Annotated in this window: 20 protein-coding genes; 14 read left to right on the forward strand and 6 right to left on the reverse strand. The window is 56.5% G+C overall.

The features are described 5' to 3' along the window. Nucleotides 1-25: 25 nt before the first annotated feature. Nucleotides 26-1486: an efflux transporter outer membrane subunit gene (locus tag ACYZT1_RS11380; protein WP_462018998.1), complete on the reverse strand. Its 1461-nt coding sequence runs from the start codon at nt 1484-1486 to the stop codon at nt 26-28. An 84-nt stretch (nt 1487-1570) separates the two neighbouring features. On the opposite strand from ACYZT1_RS11380, the gene ACYZT1_RS11385 reads away from it, so the two are divergent. The 4 genes from ACYZT1_RS11385 (at nt 1571) to fabF (ending at nt 7878) form a co-directional block, all read left to right on the forward strand. Then, entirely contained in the window at nt 1571-2185 is a 615-nt protein-coding gene (locus ACYZT1_RS11385; RefSeq protein ID WP_462018999.1) for a TetR/AcrR family transcriptional regulator, read from the forward strand. 75 nt (nt 2186-2260) lie between these two features. Beyond that, a complete protein-coding gene (locus tag ACYZT1_RS11390) occupies nt 2261-3370 on the forward strand; it encodes an efflux RND transporter periplasmic adaptor subunit (protein ID WP_462019000.1) in 1110 nt (369 codons plus the stop codon). Further along, entirely contained in the window at nt 3367-6456 is a 3090-nt protein-coding gene (locus tag ACYZT1_RS11395) for an efflux RND transporter permease subunit (protein WP_462019001.1), read from the forward strand. The genes ACYZT1_RS11390 and ACYZT1_RS11395 overlap by 4 nt, the downstream gene beginning before the upstream one ends. Nucleotides 6457-6579: 123 nt before the next feature. Continuing rightward, a complete protein-coding gene (fabF, locus tag ACYZT1_RS11400; RefSeq protein ID WP_462019002.1) occupies nt 6580-7878 on the forward strand; it encodes a beta-ketoacyl-ACP synthase II in 1299 nt (432 codons plus the stop codon). Between the two features lie 904 nt (nt 7879-8782). Here fabF and ACYZT1_RS11405 read toward each other — a convergent pair. Together ACYZT1_RS11405 and ACYZT1_RS11410 are read right to left on the reverse strand one after the other, a co-directional pair. Then, on the reverse strand, nt 8783-9187 hold the full coding sequence (locus ACYZT1_RS11405; protein ID WP_462019003.1) for a hypothetical protein: 405 nt from the start codon (nt 9185-9187) through the stop codon (nt 8783-8785). A gap of 112 nt (nt 9188-9299) precedes the next feature. After that, nucleotides 9300-9470, reverse strand: a complete 171-nt coding sequence (locus ACYZT1_RS11410; RefSeq protein WP_462019004.1) for a hypothetical protein — start codon at nt 9468-9470, stop codon at nt 9300-9302. 244 nt (nt 9471-9714) lie between these two features. On the opposite strand from ACYZT1_RS11410, the gene ACYZT1_RS11415 reads away from it, so the two are divergent. Further along, nucleotides 9715-10632 (forward strand): hypothetical protein, encoded by a 918-nt coding sequence (locus ACYZT1_RS11415; RefSeq protein ID WP_462019005.1) that lies wholly within the window; start codon nt 9715-9717, stop codon nt 10630-10632. A gap of 360 nt (nt 10633-10992) precedes the next feature. On the opposite strand, the gene ACYZT1_RS11420 is transcribed toward ACYZT1_RS11415, so the two are convergent. Next, a complete protein-coding gene (locus ACYZT1_RS11420) occupies nt 10993-11250 on the reverse strand; it encodes an Arc family DNA-binding protein (protein WP_462019006.1) in 258 nt (85 codons plus the stop codon). Nucleotides 11251-11398: 148 nt separating this feature from the next. Between ACYZT1_RS11420 and ACYZT1_RS11425 the strand changes: the two genes are divergently transcribed. The 4 genes from ACYZT1_RS11425 (at nt 11399) to ACYZT1_RS11440 (ending at nt 13306) form a co-directional block, all read left to right on the forward strand. Next, nucleotides 11399-11710 carry a DUF3077 domain-containing protein gene (locus tag ACYZT1_RS11425; protein WP_462019007.1) on the forward strand — a complete coding sequence of 104 codons (312 nt, stop codon included), beginning with the start codon at nt 11399-11401 and terminating at the stop codon, nt 11708-11710. Further along, complete coding sequence (locus ACYZT1_RS11430; RefSeq protein ID WP_462019008.1) at nt 11707-12513, forward strand: phage antirepressor KilAC domain-containing protein; 807 nt, start codon at nt 11707-11709, stop codon at nt 12511-12513. Before ACYZT1_RS11425 ends, ACYZT1_RS11430 begins: the two co-directional genes overlap by 4 nt. 137 nt (nt 12514-12650) lie before the next feature. Continuing rightward, nucleotides 12651-12995, forward strand: coding sequence for a toxin (locus ACYZT1_RS11435; protein ID WP_462019009.1), 345 nt, complete (start codon nt 12651-12653; stop codon nt 12993-12995). Further along, nucleotides 12992-13306, forward strand: a complete 315-nt coding sequence (locus ACYZT1_RS11440) for a helix-turn-helix domain-containing protein (protein WP_462019010.1) — start codon at nt 12992-12994, stop codon at nt 13304-13306. Before ACYZT1_RS11435 ends, ACYZT1_RS11440 begins: the two co-directional genes overlap by 4 nt. Nucleotides 13307-13357: 51 nt before the next feature. Here ACYZT1_RS11440 and ACYZT1_RS11445 read toward each other — a convergent pair whose 3' ends face one another. After that, nucleotides 13358-13783, reverse strand: a complete 426-nt coding sequence (locus tag ACYZT1_RS11445; protein WP_462019011.1) for a hypothetical protein — start codon at nt 13781-13783, stop codon at nt 13358-13360. A 97-nt stretch (nt 13784-13880) separates the two neighbouring features. Between ACYZT1_RS11445 and ACYZT1_RS11450 the strand changes: the two genes are divergently transcribed. The 5 genes from ACYZT1_RS11450 to ACYZT1_RS11470 all read left to right on the forward strand — a co-directional run bounded on the left by ACYZT1_RS11450 (nt 13881) and on the right by ACYZT1_RS11470 (nt 17558). Continuing rightward, nucleotides 13881-14117, forward strand: coding sequence for a YdaS family helix-turn-helix protein (locus ACYZT1_RS11450; protein WP_462019012.1), 237 nt, complete (start codon nt 13881-13883; stop codon nt 14115-14117). Between the two features lie 796 nt (nt 14118-14913). After that, nucleotides 14914-15744 (forward strand): oxidoreductase, encoded by an 831-nt coding sequence (locus ACYZT1_RS11455; RefSeq protein WP_462019013.1) that lies wholly within the window; start codon nt 14914-14916, stop codon nt 15742-15744. A gap of 20 nt (nt 15745-15764) precedes the next feature. Next, nucleotides 15765-16703 (forward strand): AraC family transcriptional regulator, encoded by a 939-nt coding sequence (locus ACYZT1_RS11460; RefSeq protein WP_462019014.1) that lies wholly within the window; start codon nt 15765-15767, stop codon nt 16701-16703. Between the two features lie 170 nt (nt 16704-16873). Continuing rightward, the gene (locus ACYZT1_RS11465; RefSeq protein ID WP_462019015.1) at nt 16874-17092 is read left to right on the forward strand and encodes a hypothetical protein; all 219 of its coding nucleotides are present in this window, start codon (nt 16874-16876) and stop codon (nt 17090-17092) included. A gap of 268 nt (nt 17093-17360) precedes the next feature. Further along, nucleotides 17361-17558 carry a hypothetical protein gene (locus tag ACYZT1_RS11470; RefSeq protein WP_462019016.1) on the forward strand — a complete coding sequence of 66 codons (198 nt, stop codon included), beginning with the start codon at nt 17361-17363 and terminating at the stop codon, nt 17556-17558. 95 nt (nt 17559-17653) lie between these two features. Here ACYZT1_RS11470 and ACYZT1_RS11475 read toward each other — a convergent pair whose 3' ends face one another. Next, nucleotides 17654-17896 (reverse strand): hypothetical protein, encoded by a 243-nt coding sequence (locus tag ACYZT1_RS11475; protein ID WP_462019017.1) that lies wholly within the window; start codon nt 17894-17896, stop codon nt 17654-17656. Nucleotides 17897-17930: the final 34 nt, after the last annotated feature.

Consider the following 17930-nt stretch of genomic DNA (forward strand, 5'->3'; position numbering starts at 1 on the left):
ATCGCGTCACGCAGACTTGGCTAGCTCATCTCGTCGCCACAGGTTGGGGGTCAGGAGGTTGCCAGCCACCGCCGAGCGCTCTGAACGCCGCGACCGCAGCCCGAGCAGATTCTGTTCGAGCTTGCGCCCGGGCATCGGAAGCCCGTAGCAGGGTTTCGTCGGCGTGCAGGACATCGATCAGGCTGGCCGTGCCCTTTTCATACGCAATGAAAGACGATTGGCGAGCCTGTGCCAGAGCATCCTCGCCTGTGGTGAGGGTGGTTGCTTGAACTTCACGATTCACCAGGGCAGAGAAGGCGTTTTCGACATCTTCGGTGGCGCGCAGTACTGACTGGCGGTAAGCGGCCAGGGCTTCGGCTTCCTGTCCCTTGGCTTGATCAATCTGGGCGTTTATGCGACCGAAATCGAAAAGTCTCCAGCGCAGCCCCAATACGCCGTCGGCCTGACTGGAGCCGCCGCTGAAAAGGTTGCCGCTGGATACGGAAGTTGCACTGCCGAGCAATGCACTAAGGGAAAACTTCGGATAGTACTCAGCAACTGCTTCGCCGATGCGTGCGTTGGAGGCCGCAAGGCGGCGCTCAGCCACAATGAGATCTGGCCGGCGGCGCAGCAAATCGGCGGGTGTTCCGGTGCCCTTCAACTGTGGCGCGAGAGGAATGTTGGCCTTGCTTGCCAATTGCGCTCGATGAGTGCCGGGTGGCGTGCCGAGGATGACATCCAGCGCGTTCATGGCGGCATCCAGCCCGGTTTGCAGGGCAGGCACTGTCGCCTGGACTTGCGACAGGGCTCCCTCCGTTTGGCGAACTTCATAGCGGGCCGCAAGGCCTTTGCCATAGAGCAGTTGGACTTTATCCAACAGTTCCTGCTGTGTTTTGACTTGCCGGTTCGCTATGTCCAGGCGCGACTGTAATCCACGTAGGGTGATGTAGGTATCGGCGGTCTGGGCGGCGATGGCCAGGCGTGTGGCGTCGGCGCCTGCTTCTGAGGCTTGATACTCGGCCAATGCGGCCTCCCGTCCGCGTCGCAGGCCGCCGAAGATATCTATCTCCCAGCCAGCCTCAAGGTTGAGCTCGTAGGCATTTCCGTACCGGTCAAAGTCAGGTGTCGAGTTCAGCACTTGACCGAGTGGTGTCTCAATTGACTGATAGGAACGCGCAGCCTGGCCGCTGATGTTGCCGGAGGGTATTAAAGCGGCATTCGCAGCGCCGAGTCCTGCTCGCGCTTGTGTTATGCGGGCCGACGCTTGCGCCAGGTCCAGGTTTTGCTCAAGGGCTTTAGCGACAAAGTTGGCGAGCAGTGGATCACCAAAACCTTTCCACCAGTCGACGAGATCGGCGTGCCTCATCCCTTGCCTTTGTTCAACAGCAGACTGACCCATGTAGCGATCGGGAAGCGGAGCGTTCGGACGCTGATAGTCCGGACCGACCGCGCAACCGGCTATCAAGCTGGCGCTCACCAAAAGAGCGAGGGGGCGAAGGGGGAGCATTAAGATTCCTTGAGCCGTATGTCGAGTGACTATAGTACTGTATGGTCACTTTCTGTCAATTCACGTTATTGAGCTATGTTGAAAATGACTGACAACTTGCGCGCATCGCACTTGCGTGGGCCTTCGGAACACGATGTTCGAGATCGGGTCGTTGAAGCTGCAACTGGGCATTTCGGGCGCGACGGTTATGAAAAGACCACCGTGTCCAGCCTCGCCAAATCCATCGGCTTCTCCAAGGCCTATATCTACAAGTTTTTCGATTCCAAACAGGCAATAGGGGAAGTGATCTGTGCGAAGCGCCTCGCTGTTTTCATGGAGGTCGTGGACGCTAGGGTGCTTGAGGTCGCGACGGCGTCCGAGAAGCTGACAGCCTTATTTTTCGGGCTTGAGGCGGCTGGTAGCGACCTGTTCTTCCATGATCGTCAGCTTTACGCTGTTGCTACTATAGCTGCGCGGGAGCAGTGGCCTTCGGTGACCAGGCATGAGGAGCGCCTTCGGGAGGTCATCACCCTAATCATTCTGCTCGGGCGGGATTCCGGAGAGTTCGAGCGCAAAACGCCTCTTGACGAAGTTGTTGGCGGCATCTATTTGGTGATTCGCCCCTACACCAATCCAGTGCTAATGCAATCCAGCCTGGAGGTGGCGAAGAAGGGGGCAGCGCATCTTTCTGCACTGATATTGCGAAGCTTGACGCCTTAACTTGGTGACCATTGACAAAAAGCGTCACAAGCCTAAAAATATGATTTCCGTCCTATTATTGAAATAAGGGAATCTATGCGCCGGCTTCGACCTGTCCCTATTGCTGCTTGCTTGTTGCCTCTTGTCCTGACGGCGTGTGGTGATTCATCCACCGCAGCAGATCCGCGCACGCAAGCCCCTCTGGTGAGGTCCGCAGCAGTTCAAGGCTCCTCCGATATTTCGCGCTCTTTTACGGGGGTCGTGGCTGCCCGTATCCAGGGTGACTTGGGGTTTCGGGTTTCAGGCAAGGTGCTTGAGCGCCTGGTTGATACCGGCCAGACCGTTAAGCGTGGCCAGCCGCTCATGCGCCTCGACCCCATTGACCTGGGGTTACAGGCGCGCGCGCAGCAAGAGTCGGTCATTGCCGCAAGGGCCCGTGCCAAGCAGACAGCAGATGACGAGGCCCGGTACCGTGACCTGGTCGCCGCAGGCGCTATTTCTGCCTCGGCCTACGACCAGATCAAAGCCGCGGCAGACACCGCCAAGGCACAGCTGAGCGCTGCTGAAGCGCAGGCTGATGTTGCCCGTAACGCTTCCGGTTATGCGGTGTTGATTGCGGATTCCGACGGTGTGGTGGTGGAGACGCTCGTTGAACCAGGGCAAGTCGTCAGCCCGGGGCAACCTGTGGTTCGACTGGCGCGGGCAGGGCAGCGCGAAGCCATCGTGCACTTGCCCGAGACGTTGCGTCCGACAGCAGGGTCCACCGCCCAGGCGACGCTTTATGGCAATGCCACAGGCGCAGTTACCGCGAAGCTGCGGCTGCTGTCAGACTCGGCCGATCGTATGACGCGCACCTTCGAGGCGCGCTATGTGCTGGAGGGCGCGCTGGCGAATGCGCCGATTGGTTCGACCGTCACGCTTCGGATTGCTGAAGGCGCAGTGCAAGGGCAAGTGTTGCAAGTACCCATCGCGGCTGTTTATGACCCAGGCAAGGGGACGGGGGTGTGGATCATTGCCGGTACACCCGCGAAAGTCACTTGGCGACCTGTGCAGGTCCTGGGCTTAAGCGACGACTCGGCACGCATCGCCGGTGACCTCAAGGAAGGCGAGCCTATTGTTGCCCTGGGGGCACATCTGCTGCGCGAGGGTGAGGAGGTGAGACTGGCTCCCCAGGGTGACGTCAAGGTTGCCGGGAGTCATCCATGAGCGAGGGTCGTTTCAACCTTTCGGCGATCGCCGTACGCGAGCGCTCAATCACGGTGTTTTTGCTCTTCCTGATTGCTGTTGCGGGCATCTTGTCGTTCTTCCAGTTGGGGCGCGCGGAGGATCCTCCCTTTACGGTCAAGCAGTTGACGGTCATCACCGCGTGGCCGGGCGCTACGGCGCAGGAGATGCAGGACCAGGTCGCAGAGCCACTTGAAAAACGCCTGCAAGAACTGAAATGGTACGACCGCTCGGAAACCTACACCCGTCCTGGCCTCGCGTTCACGATGGTGTCGCTGCTCGATAGCACGCCGCCCTCGCAAGTGCAGGAGGAGTTCTATCAGGCGCGAAAAAAACTCGATGACGAGGCTATCAAACTGCCGGCGGGCGTCATCGGGCCGATGGTCAACGACGAGTTTTCGGACGTGACGTTCGCCCTGTTTGCCCTGAAAGCCAAAGGGGAGCCACAGCGACTGTTGGTGCGTGATGCTGAGTCGTTGCGTCAGCGTCTGTTGCACGTGCCGGGCGTGAAGAAGGTCAACATTATTGGCGAGCAGCCTGAACGTATCTTCGTGTCCTTTTCTCATGAGCGCCTGGCCACGTTGGGCGTTTCGCCTCAGGACATCTTTGCCGCGCTGAATAATCAAAACGTACTCACGCCCGCCGGTTCGATCGAAACCGAGGGCCCGCAAGTCTTCCTCCGTCTGGATGGCGCCTTCGATAAGCTGCAGAAGATTCGGGACACGCCCATTACGGTGCAGCAGCGCACGCTCAAACTCTCTGACGTGGCGACGATTGAGCGCGGGTATGAAGATCCAAAAACCTTTCTGGTACGTAACAACGGTGAAGATGCGTTGTTGCTGGGGATCGTGATGCGTGAGGGCTGGAACGGCCTTGACCTCGGCAAAGCGCTCGACGCGGAGACGCTCAAGATCAATGAAGGCATGCCGTTCGGCATGGCGCTTTCCAAAGTCACCGACCAATCGGTAAATATCGATTCGGCTGTCGGCGAGTTCATGGTCAAGTTCTTCGTCGCGCTGCTCGTGGTCATGCTTGTGTGCTTTCTCAGCATGGGCTGGCGTGTCGGCGTTGTGGTGGCGGCAGCTGTACCGTTGACGTTGGCCGTGGTGTTTGTGGTGATGGCGGCCACCGGCAAGAACTTTGACCGGATTACCCTTGGCTCGTTGATTCTGGCGCTCGGACTCCTGGTGGACGACGCGATCATTGCTATCGAAATGATGGTAGTGAAAATGGAGGAGGGCTACGACCGCATCAAGGCGTCCGCGTACGCCTGGAGCCATACGGCCGCACCGATGCTGTCCGGTACGCTGGTAACGGCTATCGGCTTTATGCCCAACGGTTTCGCACAATCGACGGCCGGCGAATACACCAGCAACATGTTCTGGATCGTAGGCATCGCGCTCATCGCCTCCTGGGTGGTTGCCGTCGCTTTCACCCCCTATTTGGGCGTGAAGATGTTGCCAGACATCAAGACGGTCGAAGGTGGCCACGCCGCCATCTACAACACCCGTCACTACAACCGCTTCCGCGCGGTCTTGACGCAGGTCATCGCGCGCAAATGGCTGGTGGCAGGGACCGTTATCGCTTTGTTTGTCGTGTCGATCCTTGGCATGAGCCTGGTCAAGAAGCAGTTCTTCCCAACCTCGGACCGTCCTGAGGTACTGATTGAAGTGCAAATGCCGTATGGCACCTCCATCGAGCAGACCAGCGTCATCACCGCCAAGATAGAGGCCTGGCTGCAAAAGCAGGATGAGGCAAAAATCGTCACGGCCTATATTGGGCAAGGTGCGCCGCGTTTCTATCTGGCGATGGCGCCGGAACTGCCTGATCCGTCATTCGCGAAGATTGTGGTGCTGACGGACAGCCAGGCGGCCCGTGAGGCCCTCAAGTTCCGTATCCGCGAGGCAGTTGCCGAGGGTCTTGCACCGGAAGCGCGGGTCAGGGTGACCCAGCTAGTGTTTGGTCCGTACTCGCCATTCCCGGTTGCCTATCGGGTGATGGGGCCTGGCCCGGTAAAACTTCGCGAAATCGCCGGCCAGGTGCAGGACGTGTTGCAGGCAAGTCCGATGATGAGAACCGTCAACACCGACTGGGGCCCGCTGACGCCGACGTTGCATTTCACGCTGGACCAGGACCGTTTGCAGGCAGTGGGGCTGACCTCAAGCGCCGTTGCGCAGCAACTGCAGTTCCTGCTGGCGGGCGTACCGATCACTGCGGTGCGTGAGGACATTCGTTCGGTGCAGGTGGTCGGGCGCGCGGCTGGCGATATCCGCCTCGATCCCGCCAAGATAGAAGGCGTTACGCTGGTAGGTACGGCGGGGCAGCGGATTCCACTGTCCCAGGTAGGGGCGGTGGATGTGCGTATGGAGGATCCGATCCTTCGTCGTCGTGACCGCACACCGACCATTACCGTACGAGGCGACATTGCCGAGGATCTGCAGCCGCCGGATGTTTCGAGCGCGATCGTGAAGGATCTGCAGCCGATCATCGACAAGCTGCCAGACGGGTATCGGATCGAACAGGCGGGTGCAATCGAGGAGTCGGGCAAGGCCGGTAAAGCGATTTTGCCGCTATTCCCGATCATGATTGCCATGACACTGCTGGTCATCATTCTGCAGGTCCGTTCAATCTCGGCCATGATCATGGTGTTCCTCACCTCACCGCTGGGGTTAATTGGTGTGGTGCCGATATTGTTGATCTTCCAACAACCCTTTGGCATCAACGCTCTAGTCGGTCTGATCGCCCTATCAGGCATCCTGATGCGCAATACGCTGATTCTGATTGGACAAATCCATCACAACGCGCAAGAAGGGCTGGATCCTTTTCACGCGGTGGTCGAAGCCACAGTACAACGGGCCCGCCCGGTACTGCTGACAGCGATGGCGGCAATCCTGGCGTTCATTCCCCTGACCCACTCCGTCTTCTGGGGGACGCTGGCCTACACGCTGATCGGAGGCACGCTTGTCGGAACCATCATGACACTGGTATTCCTGCCTGCGATGTACTCCATCTGGTTCAAGATCCGGCCTGACAATACGGGCAAATCTCAAACAGCGAAACTGGCGTAAACGAGCGAGGTTCAAGGAGAGGGCGCCCACCGTCCTCTCGTTGATCTCCTACAACAGAGATTTAGGCGTAAGCCATGGCGTTCTGATTTGAGTGAGCGTCGACTGATAAATGAAGAGGGTTCAATGAATAATCTCGAAGGTCAAAGACGAATCGTAGTCACGGGCGTCGGCATTGTCGGGCCTCTGGGGTGCGGAGTTGAGGAGGTCTGGAAGAGGTTGTTGGCTGGGCGTTCTGGCATCCGCAATTTACCCAGCGATATTACGGAGGGTACCGGTGTTGCAGTAGGCGGCCAGGTGCCGTCGCTCGAAGAGGACGCCCTCGCGGGGTATGACCCGGAGCGCATCATCTCGGCCAAGGATCGCAAGAAAATGGACCGTTTCATTGAGTTTGCGCTTGTGGCGGCACACGAGGCACTTGAACAGGCCGGCTGGCACCCGACTGAGAGCGCAGCCCAGGAAAGGACCGCCACGATTATTTCATCAGGCGTGGGTGGGTTTGGCGCGATTGCCGACGCTGTGCGTACCACCGACACGCGTGGTCCTCGCAGATTATCGCCCTTCACTGCGCCGTCTTTTCTCGCCAATATGGCGGCGGGGCACGTTTCCATTCGGCACGGTTTCAAAGGGCCGCTCGGCGCCCCGGTAACCGCCTGTGCGGCCGGCGTACAGGCCATCGGCGATGCAGCCAGGATCATCCGAAGTGGTGAAGCGGACATCGCCATATGTGGCGGTACCGAGGCAGCCATAGACCGAGTGACGTTGGGCTGTTTCGCGGCCGCACGTGCGCTCTCTACCGGTTTTGCCGAGCAGCCGCAGCAGGCTTCACGTCCTTTTGATCGTGATCGCGACGGCTTCGTTATGTCCGAAGGTGCAGGCTTGCTGGTGATCGAGTCACTGGAGCACGCCCTTGCGCGTGGCGCCAAGCCCCTGGCGGAATTGGTCGGCTATGGCACCAGCGCCGACGCTTACCATCTGACGGCAGGCCCGGAAGACGGTAGCGGCGCACGGCGCGCCATGGAGCAGGCACTGCGCCAGGCGGGTGTCAGTCCTGCCGATGTGCAGCATATAAATGCACACGCAACTTCCACGCAAGTCGGTGACAACGGTGAACTGGCCGCCATTCACTCGGTGTTCGGGAGTGGCTCTGGGGTGGCGATCAGCTCGACGAAATCTGCCACTGGGCATCTTCTGGGTGCGGCCGGAGGCATTGAAGCGATCTTCACCGTATTGGCGCTTCGCGACCAAATCGTGCCTCCCACTCTGAACCTGAATCATCCCGATGAGGCGGCTGATGGGCTTGACCTGGTAGGCCTCAAGTCCCGAGAGATACCGATCACGAACGCGCTCTCAAATGGTTTCGGTTTTGGCGGCGTTAACGCGAGCGTGCTGTTCCGACGCTGGGCGCCTGAGTCTGAAGTGTGATGCCAGGTTGCGCTTGTGGCGGCCAGCCATTGGCTCTCGCACGTTCGGCCACGCTCATTTTGGCAATAAGGCTCGGGTGTGGCAGGTAGTCGTACAACACTGCTTGGATGAAATGCCGATGTCGGCATTGCCATCTCTTGATGAAGGAGGGCTGCACGAGCGGTTGAGTGAAGTCGCTAGGGGACTGCAGTTACAAGAGATGCATCCAGTGTCAGTTACGCTTTCCAAAATGTTGGCGCGTTCAACTTCAATACCGGCGCCCATGCTTGATCGATGGCAGCAGCATCATTGTTCACACCGACGGTATTTGGAGAACTTACTGTCTCAAGGGCCGGATTGATTATCAGGGGAGGCGGTGACGATCTCGCTCATCGTCGCTTTATCTTGCTCAAAGTAGATAGCGCCGGCGTGATTGCGAGCTGATGGTCACTGATCTCGACGGCATCCACCAAAGCAAAGTGACATCAAGTCTAGTCCTTCGGCTCGACCAATCTCCGTATCTGGCGCGTCATTTCCCTCATCCAGCATGGCTGCAAATTCTTTTGCTTCTTCGTGAGTACTGAACAGCTCAAGTATTTCCGTCGACCAAAATTTATTCTGATCGCGATGCACCAACGTCTCTGGGGATCCTGGGTTCCCGAGATAGTAAGCATGCCTGTTTGCGAGAGCTTGAGCGTCAGGATGGTTGGGACCGCGCCGAATTATCCATGCACCATTAGGGCTCTTCCTGCTCTGATGTGCGGGATGAGGGCGTATTGCTTGATGGTTGGCTCTTCATCGAACGGGTCTGCCGCGGTAATCTCAACGAATTCCCACTCATGCAGGCGTTCGGGCTCCATGTACAGTTGCTCAGCTCGTAATGGAATCGAATCTGTCTCTCGTGTTGCTCGGCCGGCGTTGAGGTCTAGTTGAATTGATTCAATCGCCGATTCCCATCCGCAACCGGGCTTGGTCCAGATAAGGATTGCGTCATGGAATACCACACCTGATGTGCTGCTATCCGGAGTCCAAAGTAGTAGCGAACATACTGGTGGAAGCCGAAGAACGTCTTCGTTAACGTTGAGGGCGCAGGGTGATTCCCTTCAATGAGCTTGTACTCAAGGACAAGGTCCAAATCTCCGCAAGTCATTGCGCCGCGGGCATACGAGCCGACCACCCCTAGTGAGGTAATCTCGAGCTGGGACGTCACAGCTTTGTAGAGGAAGTTTTTGTGAGTGACTCGTGAGGAAGCCTCGTCTAGCCTCTGGCAGATCCGCACGAGCTTCTTGGTGAACAATTCGCGTGGATTAAGCTTTTCAGCTACGGCCATGCTCTCATCTCCACAGCGGCGCCCATTGAAGGGCTTGTAGATTCACCGTGTCACTAGGGTCAGCTAATTCGCAATTAGCAGACGATACTGCAATAACCCAACATGAATTGGCTCATTGGTTCTGGAGGATGTCACGCGCATAGCTGCTGGCGGATTCAGCCGCAGAGTATGCGTCATCAGCTGAGTCCCTAGCTTCCATTGAAAAGTATACGGATGCACTTGCCAGTACCAGCGTGAGCAGATTGGTTGCTATCAGAAGCTTCAGCAGCTTATTCGTGTTCATCCCGCCTCCTGTATGAGACGGCATCAATACCTTACTTAACCGAACCATGCCAGCCAGCAGTGCTGACTGTACCAACCCATGTGCCGGCCTCAACGCCTGCGAGCCCGGTCGTCCATGGTGTGTTCCTCGGATGCGCCGTAGGGCTATTACATTTTGCTAACGGGCTGGTTAGACTGAGTGCCATCGCTGGTTGGATAGACAGTGCTTAGCCGCAAGCTTGGTTTTCGATAAGGGAGGAGCATTGATGCAAGAGTACGTTTCGCTGGATGTATCCTGCTCCGATGCCAAGGGAAGGAACCCTGCTTTGCTTGCATATATTGCTGAGCGATTATCTTCAATTGTTCAGCCTGATGCAGAGTTTAATCCCGAAACCATCTATATCAAAGGCACCAAAAACGCTGTTTTGGCTATACCGATTACTTATTCGGAATTATCTGAATATTTCAGAAGGGCGACCGATAGGCACGTACCTGCGTTGTTTGAAACTCCCCAGGGGCCGATTGATTCAAATAAGGTCATGGTCAATCGGGAGTGGTTCGATCGACAAGTGAGTGACGCTGAAAAAAAAGCTCGCTTGCAGAGTGGCGAGTTAATTTCAGATTATACAAATGTGCCAAAGAGACAGGAGCCTCAGGCGCGAAGTCATCAACACCATGATGGGCTAGCTGAGCTCGATAGTGACACGTTAATCGTGCGCTCTACCGAAGATCGGCTTGCTTTACTGGAGGTTGGAAACCGCCTTGCCGAGGCTGAGTCCTTAATTGTCGAGCTCAAAGCTAAGGAGAAAGCCTCAGTCGATGATAGCCGAAATCTTTATAACGAGCTCCGAGCCAAGGATAGAAAAATCCAAGAAAAGGATGCGCAGATTGAGCTGTTGAGCGCGGAGCTCGATGTGTTTTTGAAATGCTTCAACCCTGAAAATCCGGTTCACCCGAAAGGGCTATACGAGGCTTTCCAGTGCTGGCAAGCGGTTACTGATAATGGAACTCGCGATCCGTCTGGTCCTGGGGGGAGAGGGGCTCAGAGTCTCGTTCTCGAGTGGCTGAAATCTCGAGGGGACTCTGATGTCGGTTCTATGAAGAAATCTGGTTTACGGGTAAAGCGTCTGGCAACCGTGATTGGCTGGCGCGGGAAGGGAAGCGGTGCAATAAGGTCAAAATAATAGGTCACCCATTCCTAGGCCTTTATTTTTCTAGCTTTTGTCTTTTCAGTCTGGTCGGTTTTGCTGAATGGGTGACCCATTACCATCGGTGCGGGGCTAGCCTGTGCATAACTTTGCGTTCATTCTACGTCTGTGCTCGTCATCATCGACTGATTAATATTGAAGTAGACGATGTAAAAACACGGCGAAAGTCATCTTATTATGGTTTTTTTAGTTTTTTTCGTTCTTGTAACTCGTTTAGCTGTAGGGGCTTCTGCGTCGGGGTCGGGGTCAGAAATTTTTGTATCTAGGTTGGTTGGGCTTGTTATCCAGAGCCGAAAGATTATTGTTTACTTCGGTCTGATGTCGTTGTTTGGCGATTTAATAAACAGTAGTTGCTAGATGGTTAAAGCCCCTGTTTAAGCTGCCTTCGAAATGACGAATTGCATATGTGAGTTCATCGAAACGTTTTCTGGTTTCTTCTGCCGGCAGTGCTGCATCTGTGAAAGAGGTTTCCAGGCGCGCCAGTATTTCCGAGTTGGGGGATCGGCCTTTGACTCTGGCAGCATTTTCGTTGAGGTTGCCAGTAGGGGTTTGAAAGCAGGGTAGGGGAGTTAGCGAAGAAAACCGGCGGAGCATCAACGCGGAGCTTGGATTGCTGGTTGAAGAAGCGTTGCGTTTGAGGGGAAGGGAGCGCGATAAGGAGAAAACGATTGAAAATTAAAGAAAGCCCCGGCGTTTACGAGACGCCAGGGCTTTGGATGCGAATATTTTGAAGGACATTCACATGAACGAGCATACCGAAGTAAACGAAAAACTCAATGATGGCGCTTTTAGGGGGCCGGCGGCGGTGGAGCATTCATTTGCCAGATGCAATGTAGAGCAGCAGGAGCTGTTTGCTGTCCGATCGGGAATTCCGGCTGGAGATGCCCTTGAAGAAGCGTCCTGCATACTGAGCGCGCTTATGTCTTCACTTGAAGGTGCAGCCATGGGGACGGATGGCATACAACCGAGCCAGGTTTGGCTCCTATTTCGGTCAGTAGATTTGGCTAAAGCGATTGTTGACTCTACCCGTGAAGGCCTGGAGGTTGCGCAATGATTACTTCCTCCATTCAATCTGAGCAGCTTTCTGATGGCGCGCCACGTTTTCTGCAATCGCATAACGTGGCGCAACAAATGTCATCGTGCGAGATCGCAGAGCTAGTGGGTTCGCGACACGACAAGGTGAAGCAGTCCATTGAGCGTCTTGCCGCGCGTCTCGATGGCAATGATAAGCCGGTGATCGCTCTTCCCCCAGTGGGGGAATACCTCGACAGCCTTGGCTGTCGCGCTTCTGAGTATCTGCTCTGCAAGCGAGACAGCTTCATTGTCGTTGCCCAACTATGTCCAGAATTCACGGCCCGCCTGGTTGATCGCTGGCAGGAACAGGAAGAGATGTCAGCAATGCCTGCCTTCGACATTTCCAGCCTGAATGACCCCAAGGTCTTGCTCGCGCTCCTGACCGACAACGTCCGCAAGGTCGTTGCCTTGGAAGCTGACAACACTGAACTCTCCAAGGAGAACCACGAGCTGGAAGTGAAGGTAGAACAGGACGCTGCCAAGGTAGCCTTTCACGACATGGTTGTGGTGTCGCACAAGACCTACAACGCCGCCCAGGCCGCGAAGATCATCGGCACCGGCCGCACCAGACTGCTGCAGTTCATGCGGCAGAAAGGGTGGGTGACCCGCTCGAACGAGCCGTACCAGTCGAAGATCGAGGCCGGCCTGCTGGATGTGAAGCTGGGCACCTTCGAGCATCCAATCGACGGGACGATCCCAACGTGCTCCACACTGATCACAGGGAAGGGCCTGACGAAATTGGAAGCTCTGTGGCGGGAGCGAGACGCAGACTTGTTGGCGTAGCAATGAAGAGAGCCCGGCCCAGCGCCGGGCTTTTCGTCAAAGCCTCAGTAATCCTTAATGGCGTGGCAGCGAGTTGGCAGAATGAGTCATGCAGCTACGCTTTTTAAATGTAAGCAACTTGCGTATACTTTATCTCAATGAAAACAGTCTTCTTTGAAACGACAAGCTTCACCGCCACGGTAGGTGACTATCTGACTGACGATGAATATCGGCAGCTCCAGACGGAAATGCAGGCGAATCCTGAGGCCGGTGATGTAATGCCACGTACCGGCGGCTTCAGAAAGCTCCGCTGGCAGGACAATCGCCGCGGCAAGGGGAAGCGTGGCGGACTTCGTGTGATTTATTACTGGTTGCTTAATGATGGCCAGTTTTGGATGTTTTCGATCTATGACAAGGATGAGATGGCGAACCTGACTGCTGCTCAGGAGAAGGCATTGAAGGCTGCTATTGATGCAGAGCTGAAAAAACGAGGTGGGAAATGAAAAAGCGCGATCTGTTTGCTGAGCTGATGCAAGGCGTAAACGAGATGGGCGAGCACCGGCAGGGGAAGATCACACTTCGTCAGTACGAAGTGGAGGCTCTTGCACCTCCAGAGGTGACGGCTGCTGAGATCGTTTCCATCCGGGAGAATCTTCACATGTCGCAGCCGGTTTTCGCCCGGCAAATCAGGACCAGTCCTGACACGCTGAAGAACTGGGAGCAATCGAAATCCAAACCAAATGCCCAGGCAGCGCTACTGATTAAATTGGTTCAGCGCTTCCCTGACATGGTTGAGCGACTCAACGCCGTTTGAATTGATGATTACCTTGAAGCCCGGCCAAGCGCCGGGCTTTCTGCATCTGGCTCAAGGCTTTTCAGCGTTGGCCTTCTCAAGCAGGGCGGCTATGCCCTCAATCAGAACCAAGTCCGACTCCTTGAGTCTTCCCTTCGCCGCGGCCCTGGCGAGCTTCTCGATAACCGCAACTGCTCGCGGCGTAGCCTTGTCCTGAAGGGCTTGGCGGGCCGACGCCGCCTCTCGCACCACATCCTGGCGAGTGTACTCACCTTCGATGAGCGCCGGCCTGTGCCCATTTGGGTTGACCAGCACACCAGGCGTGAGCCCGATTTTATTCTCAAGGTTGTGCGCTGCCTTCTCGCCCAATGAGCGGTGCCCATTGAGGATCTGTGACAAATACGAAGCGTCCAAATCGTGCAGGTCGGCGAAGTCTTTCTGGCTGAGTGGGCCGATGACGCGCCGCAGCGCGTCGACCCGAAGAGTTTTGATATTCATAGGCGAATAGTGTCCCTGCGTTAGCAAACAGTAAATTATAAATGCTATTGTTATTAAGATTAGCAAAATGTAATCCGAGCTTCTTTCGGAGACAAACATGACGCTACTCGAACTCATCCGGTCCCTCGACACACCCTCGGCGGAATCGTTGGCCAAGCGCAGCGGCACCAGTGCCGGGAACCTTAAACAAATCGCCCATGGCTTTCGCCGGGCAGGTCCAGGCCTCGCCATCAATCTTGAGCGGGAGTCGAGCAGGGCGGTGACCTGTGAAGAGCTCCGGCCCGATGTCGACTGGGCCTATCTGCGCAATTCAGGCCAAGAGCCAAATCTTTAATACCGATTAAAAAAAGCCCTGATTGAGGGCGCACCAGTGTCGTCTTCCGTAAGCCTGGCGACGAAAATTTCACAAGAGGGCTATCTGAAATGTGCCTGCAAGAACTGCGCGCTTTGGTCGATGAGATGGTTCAGAGGGGCCACGAAGGGGAGTCCTTGATATACGCGGTTGCCAAGGAAGCTGGTGTAAGCAAGCTTGCTCATGCAGGACGTCAGCGAACTGAGAAGGCAATACGTCAAACGGGGGAGTAGCGAGTAGCAATGGGAGGCGTGATGTTTCTATAGCTCTATGGGCACCTCCAGCTTTGAGGACAGGTGCGAGATCACCAAGGCGGTTGGTTATGACGCCACCTATCTTTCATTCTGGGATGGACGCAACTGGGCAGCTGTCGAGCCATTGAGCACCGTTAAGGAGCGCTACGACCTCGAGTTGGGGGGCATCTAAGTGGTGCTCAACCGGCGCCTTGGCGTAGAGGCGGAGCAGAACGCGGGCATCTATCAGATGCTCCGCGACAGTGAAGCTCACGAATATTTACAGCAGTCTGCCACCTTTGCTCATCGCAAATTTAAGGTCACAAAACGGGTTGTCGCGGATGTTAATTCCGCGGAGCGCTGGGCAACCGCCTATAAGGGTGTCCGCGTCTCTGTCGTCGCGTACGCTGGAAAAGACACCATCGACTCATTTGGCGCATGCTCCCGGTCCAGATAGAAACAGGCAAGACTCACGGATTTCCCGGCATAGGTCTGGATCAGTGATTTCACTACCCTGAGCCTCATTGAACCCAGAGGAATTTCCAATGAGTGCTTACAAAACCTTGTTCATTACCGGGATCAGCAGTGGCTTCGGCAAGGCCCTGGCCACCGCGGCACTCGCTGTCGGGTACCGGGTCATCGGCACGGTCCGCAACCAGGCCGCGGTGGAGGCGTTCGAGTCTCTGTCACCCGACGCCCACGCGGTCATTCTTGACGTCACCGATTTTGAGCGAATCGACCGCGTCGTCGCCGAAATGCACAGCTGCTACGGCCCGGTGGATGTTCTGGTGAACAACGCCGGCTACGGTCACGAAGGGATTTTCGAAGAGTCGCCGCTGGAAGAAATGCGCCGTCAGTTCGACGTCAACGTATTCGGTGCTGTCGCGGTGACAAAGGCGCTCGTGCCGTACTTCCGCCAGCGCCGCAGCGGCCACATCATCAACATCACTTCCATGGGAGGCACCATTACCATGCCGGGCATCGCCTACTATTGCGCCAGCAAGTTTGCGCTGGAAGGTATTTCCGACACCCTGAGCAAGGAACTCAGCCCGTTCAACATCTTTGTCACGGCAGTGGCGCCTGGCTCGTTTCGCACCGACTGGGCGGGCCGCTCGATGCAGCGTACGCCACGCAGCATTGCCGACTACGATGCCAGCTTCAACCCGATTCGCCAGGCGCGTGAAGAGAAGAGCGGCAAGCAGCCCGGCGATCCGCAAAAGGCTGCACACGCCATACTGCAGTTGATCGAGAGCGCCAACCCGCCGGCCCACTTGCTGCTAGGCAGCGATGCGCTGAAGCTGGTGCGCGAGAAGCTCGCGCAGTCGTCGAGAGAAATCGATCAATGGGAATCACTGACCCGCTCCACGGACAATTGAGCGTCGGAAAAAGGGGGCATATGAACCACAGTACCGAGCGTACTCGGCGCATGGTCGAGCTGATGAAACAGCTGGCACCGCTGGAAGGCTATAATCTGAGCCCGCTGGATGATGTCCGTTTTTTGCGCTCCAACCGTCCGCTGACCCGAACGCCGGTGCTCTACGAGCCGGGAATCGTGATCCTGTGTCAGGGGCGCAAGCTCGGTTATCTGGGTGACGACGTCTACGTTTACGACGCCCGGCACTACCTGGTGGTTTCGGTGCCGGTGCCATTCACCATGGAAACCGACGCCAGTGAGGAAGAGCCAATGCTGGCGATTTACATGCAACTGGATTTCAAGCTGGCCGGCGAACTGATCATGGAAATCGATGACACTTTCGGTCCGAGTCACGCCCGCCCCAGAGGTATCTACTCCTCACCCATGGACGAGATGCTCAGCGAGTCGACACTGCGCTTTATCGAAGCCATGAGCCATCCGGTCGACGCGCAGATACTCGGTCCGTCGCTGGTGCGAGAAATCTATTACCGCATCATCGCCGGTGAGCAGGGCGGATCGATGCGCGCAGCGCTTGGCGCACGGGGACATTTCGCAAAAGTGACGCGTGCCATTCGCAAGATCCACAGCTGCTATCAGGAGCGGCTGGACGTCGAGGCCCTCGCGCAGGAGGCGAGCATGAGTGTGCCCAACTTCCATCTGCATTTCCGAACCGTCACCGATTCTTCACCGATGCAATACCTGAAATCGACCCGCCTGCATCAGGCCCGCCTGCTGATGCTGCGCAACGACGTGTCAGCCTCATCGGCGGCATTCAGCGTCGGCTATGAAAGCCCGTCGCAGTTCAGCCGTGAATTCAAGCGATTCTTCGGCCGCACGCCCCATGCGGAAATCGCAAGGATGAAAGCCACCTACGCGCTTCCTGCGCCTGCGTCGACTTCCCGCTACGTTTCGTCGCACTGAGCGCCATGCCGCACGACGTATCGATCGTTCACCCGCGCGATCCCCATCCCCACCCTGAACGCGCTCCGCCGGCGAACAAAACACTTCCCGAAAATTTAGTCCGTTCGTCGGAATCCCAGCACGAACAGTCACTTGGAGAGTCGATCTAGTAGCCCTAAAAGAAGGTTTCTATGCGATCTCTAATTCTCGATATGCCCAACGGCCGTGAGCTCGTTGATGAGCTTGATTTTGCGACTGAGCAGATGATGTCGATCCCGGTCGAACTCATCGGTAGCGCGCAGTGGCAGGATGCCGCCTGCCGGCAGCAACAAGCCTTCAGGAAGTGGCGCGAATATCTTCATCGGATGGCTGATGGGCGCGTGTGTATCGAGGCACTGAAAGTGGCTTGAGACTGGAAAAACGCACCCACAACGAGGAGGGTTTGCCATGACTGACGAAAAGAAGAAAGAGCAACCCAACGATGACACTCCGGCGCATTCCACCGAGCAAGAGCGCGAGCGTTTGAAAGACTTCAACAAGGAAGGCATTCCGCCCGGATCTTGCTAATAAGTCGCTATGATCCGTATGCCGTTCGTCCCTTCCAGGGCACTCGCCAGCAGTCGTCCTCTCTGATGTGTAAGCACGGACATCCCGCGCAATTTAGATCGGAGAGTGAGCATGGACATTGATGAGAAGGCCCCTGGCAACGTCTCGCAGCAGCATGTAACGGTCGGTACCGACAACGAAACGGGCCATGATTCCAAGACCCATGAGGCGCAGAAACAACGGCCTGCTGAAGATGACGCAGCCCTTGAAGAAGATATGGCGGATGTGGATGCCGCTGATTCGGTTTCCCCCGAGCATCCAGGCACCTGAAGAACAATCCAAATGAACAAGCCCGGCCAATTGCGCCGGGCTTTTTATTGCGAGCTTTTCGCGACTGCGGTCAGCCCGGCTACATTCCAGAGCCGTCAGACTGCCTGCTGATGACTGATCAGATGTCCCGTCGCTGGCGATTTCGCGACTAACAAGTGCGAATGCTCTTCCTGCGGGCAGTCGATGTAATGCAGCGTCACGTGCGATGCTTCATCGGGGGTCATCATCTCAAAGCCGCCTACGATCTGGATTTGACGCTTGGAAACTGCAAGCGACTCCTCTACTTGGGCCTTCGCCATTTTCGCGTGGTTCGCTGCGATTTCGCTAAGAGTTGACACGTTGAATCTCCCGGTGACTGGCCAAGCGTTTTGC

The sequence above is a fragment of the Pseudomonas sp. PB3P13 genome, assembly GCF_054897735.1.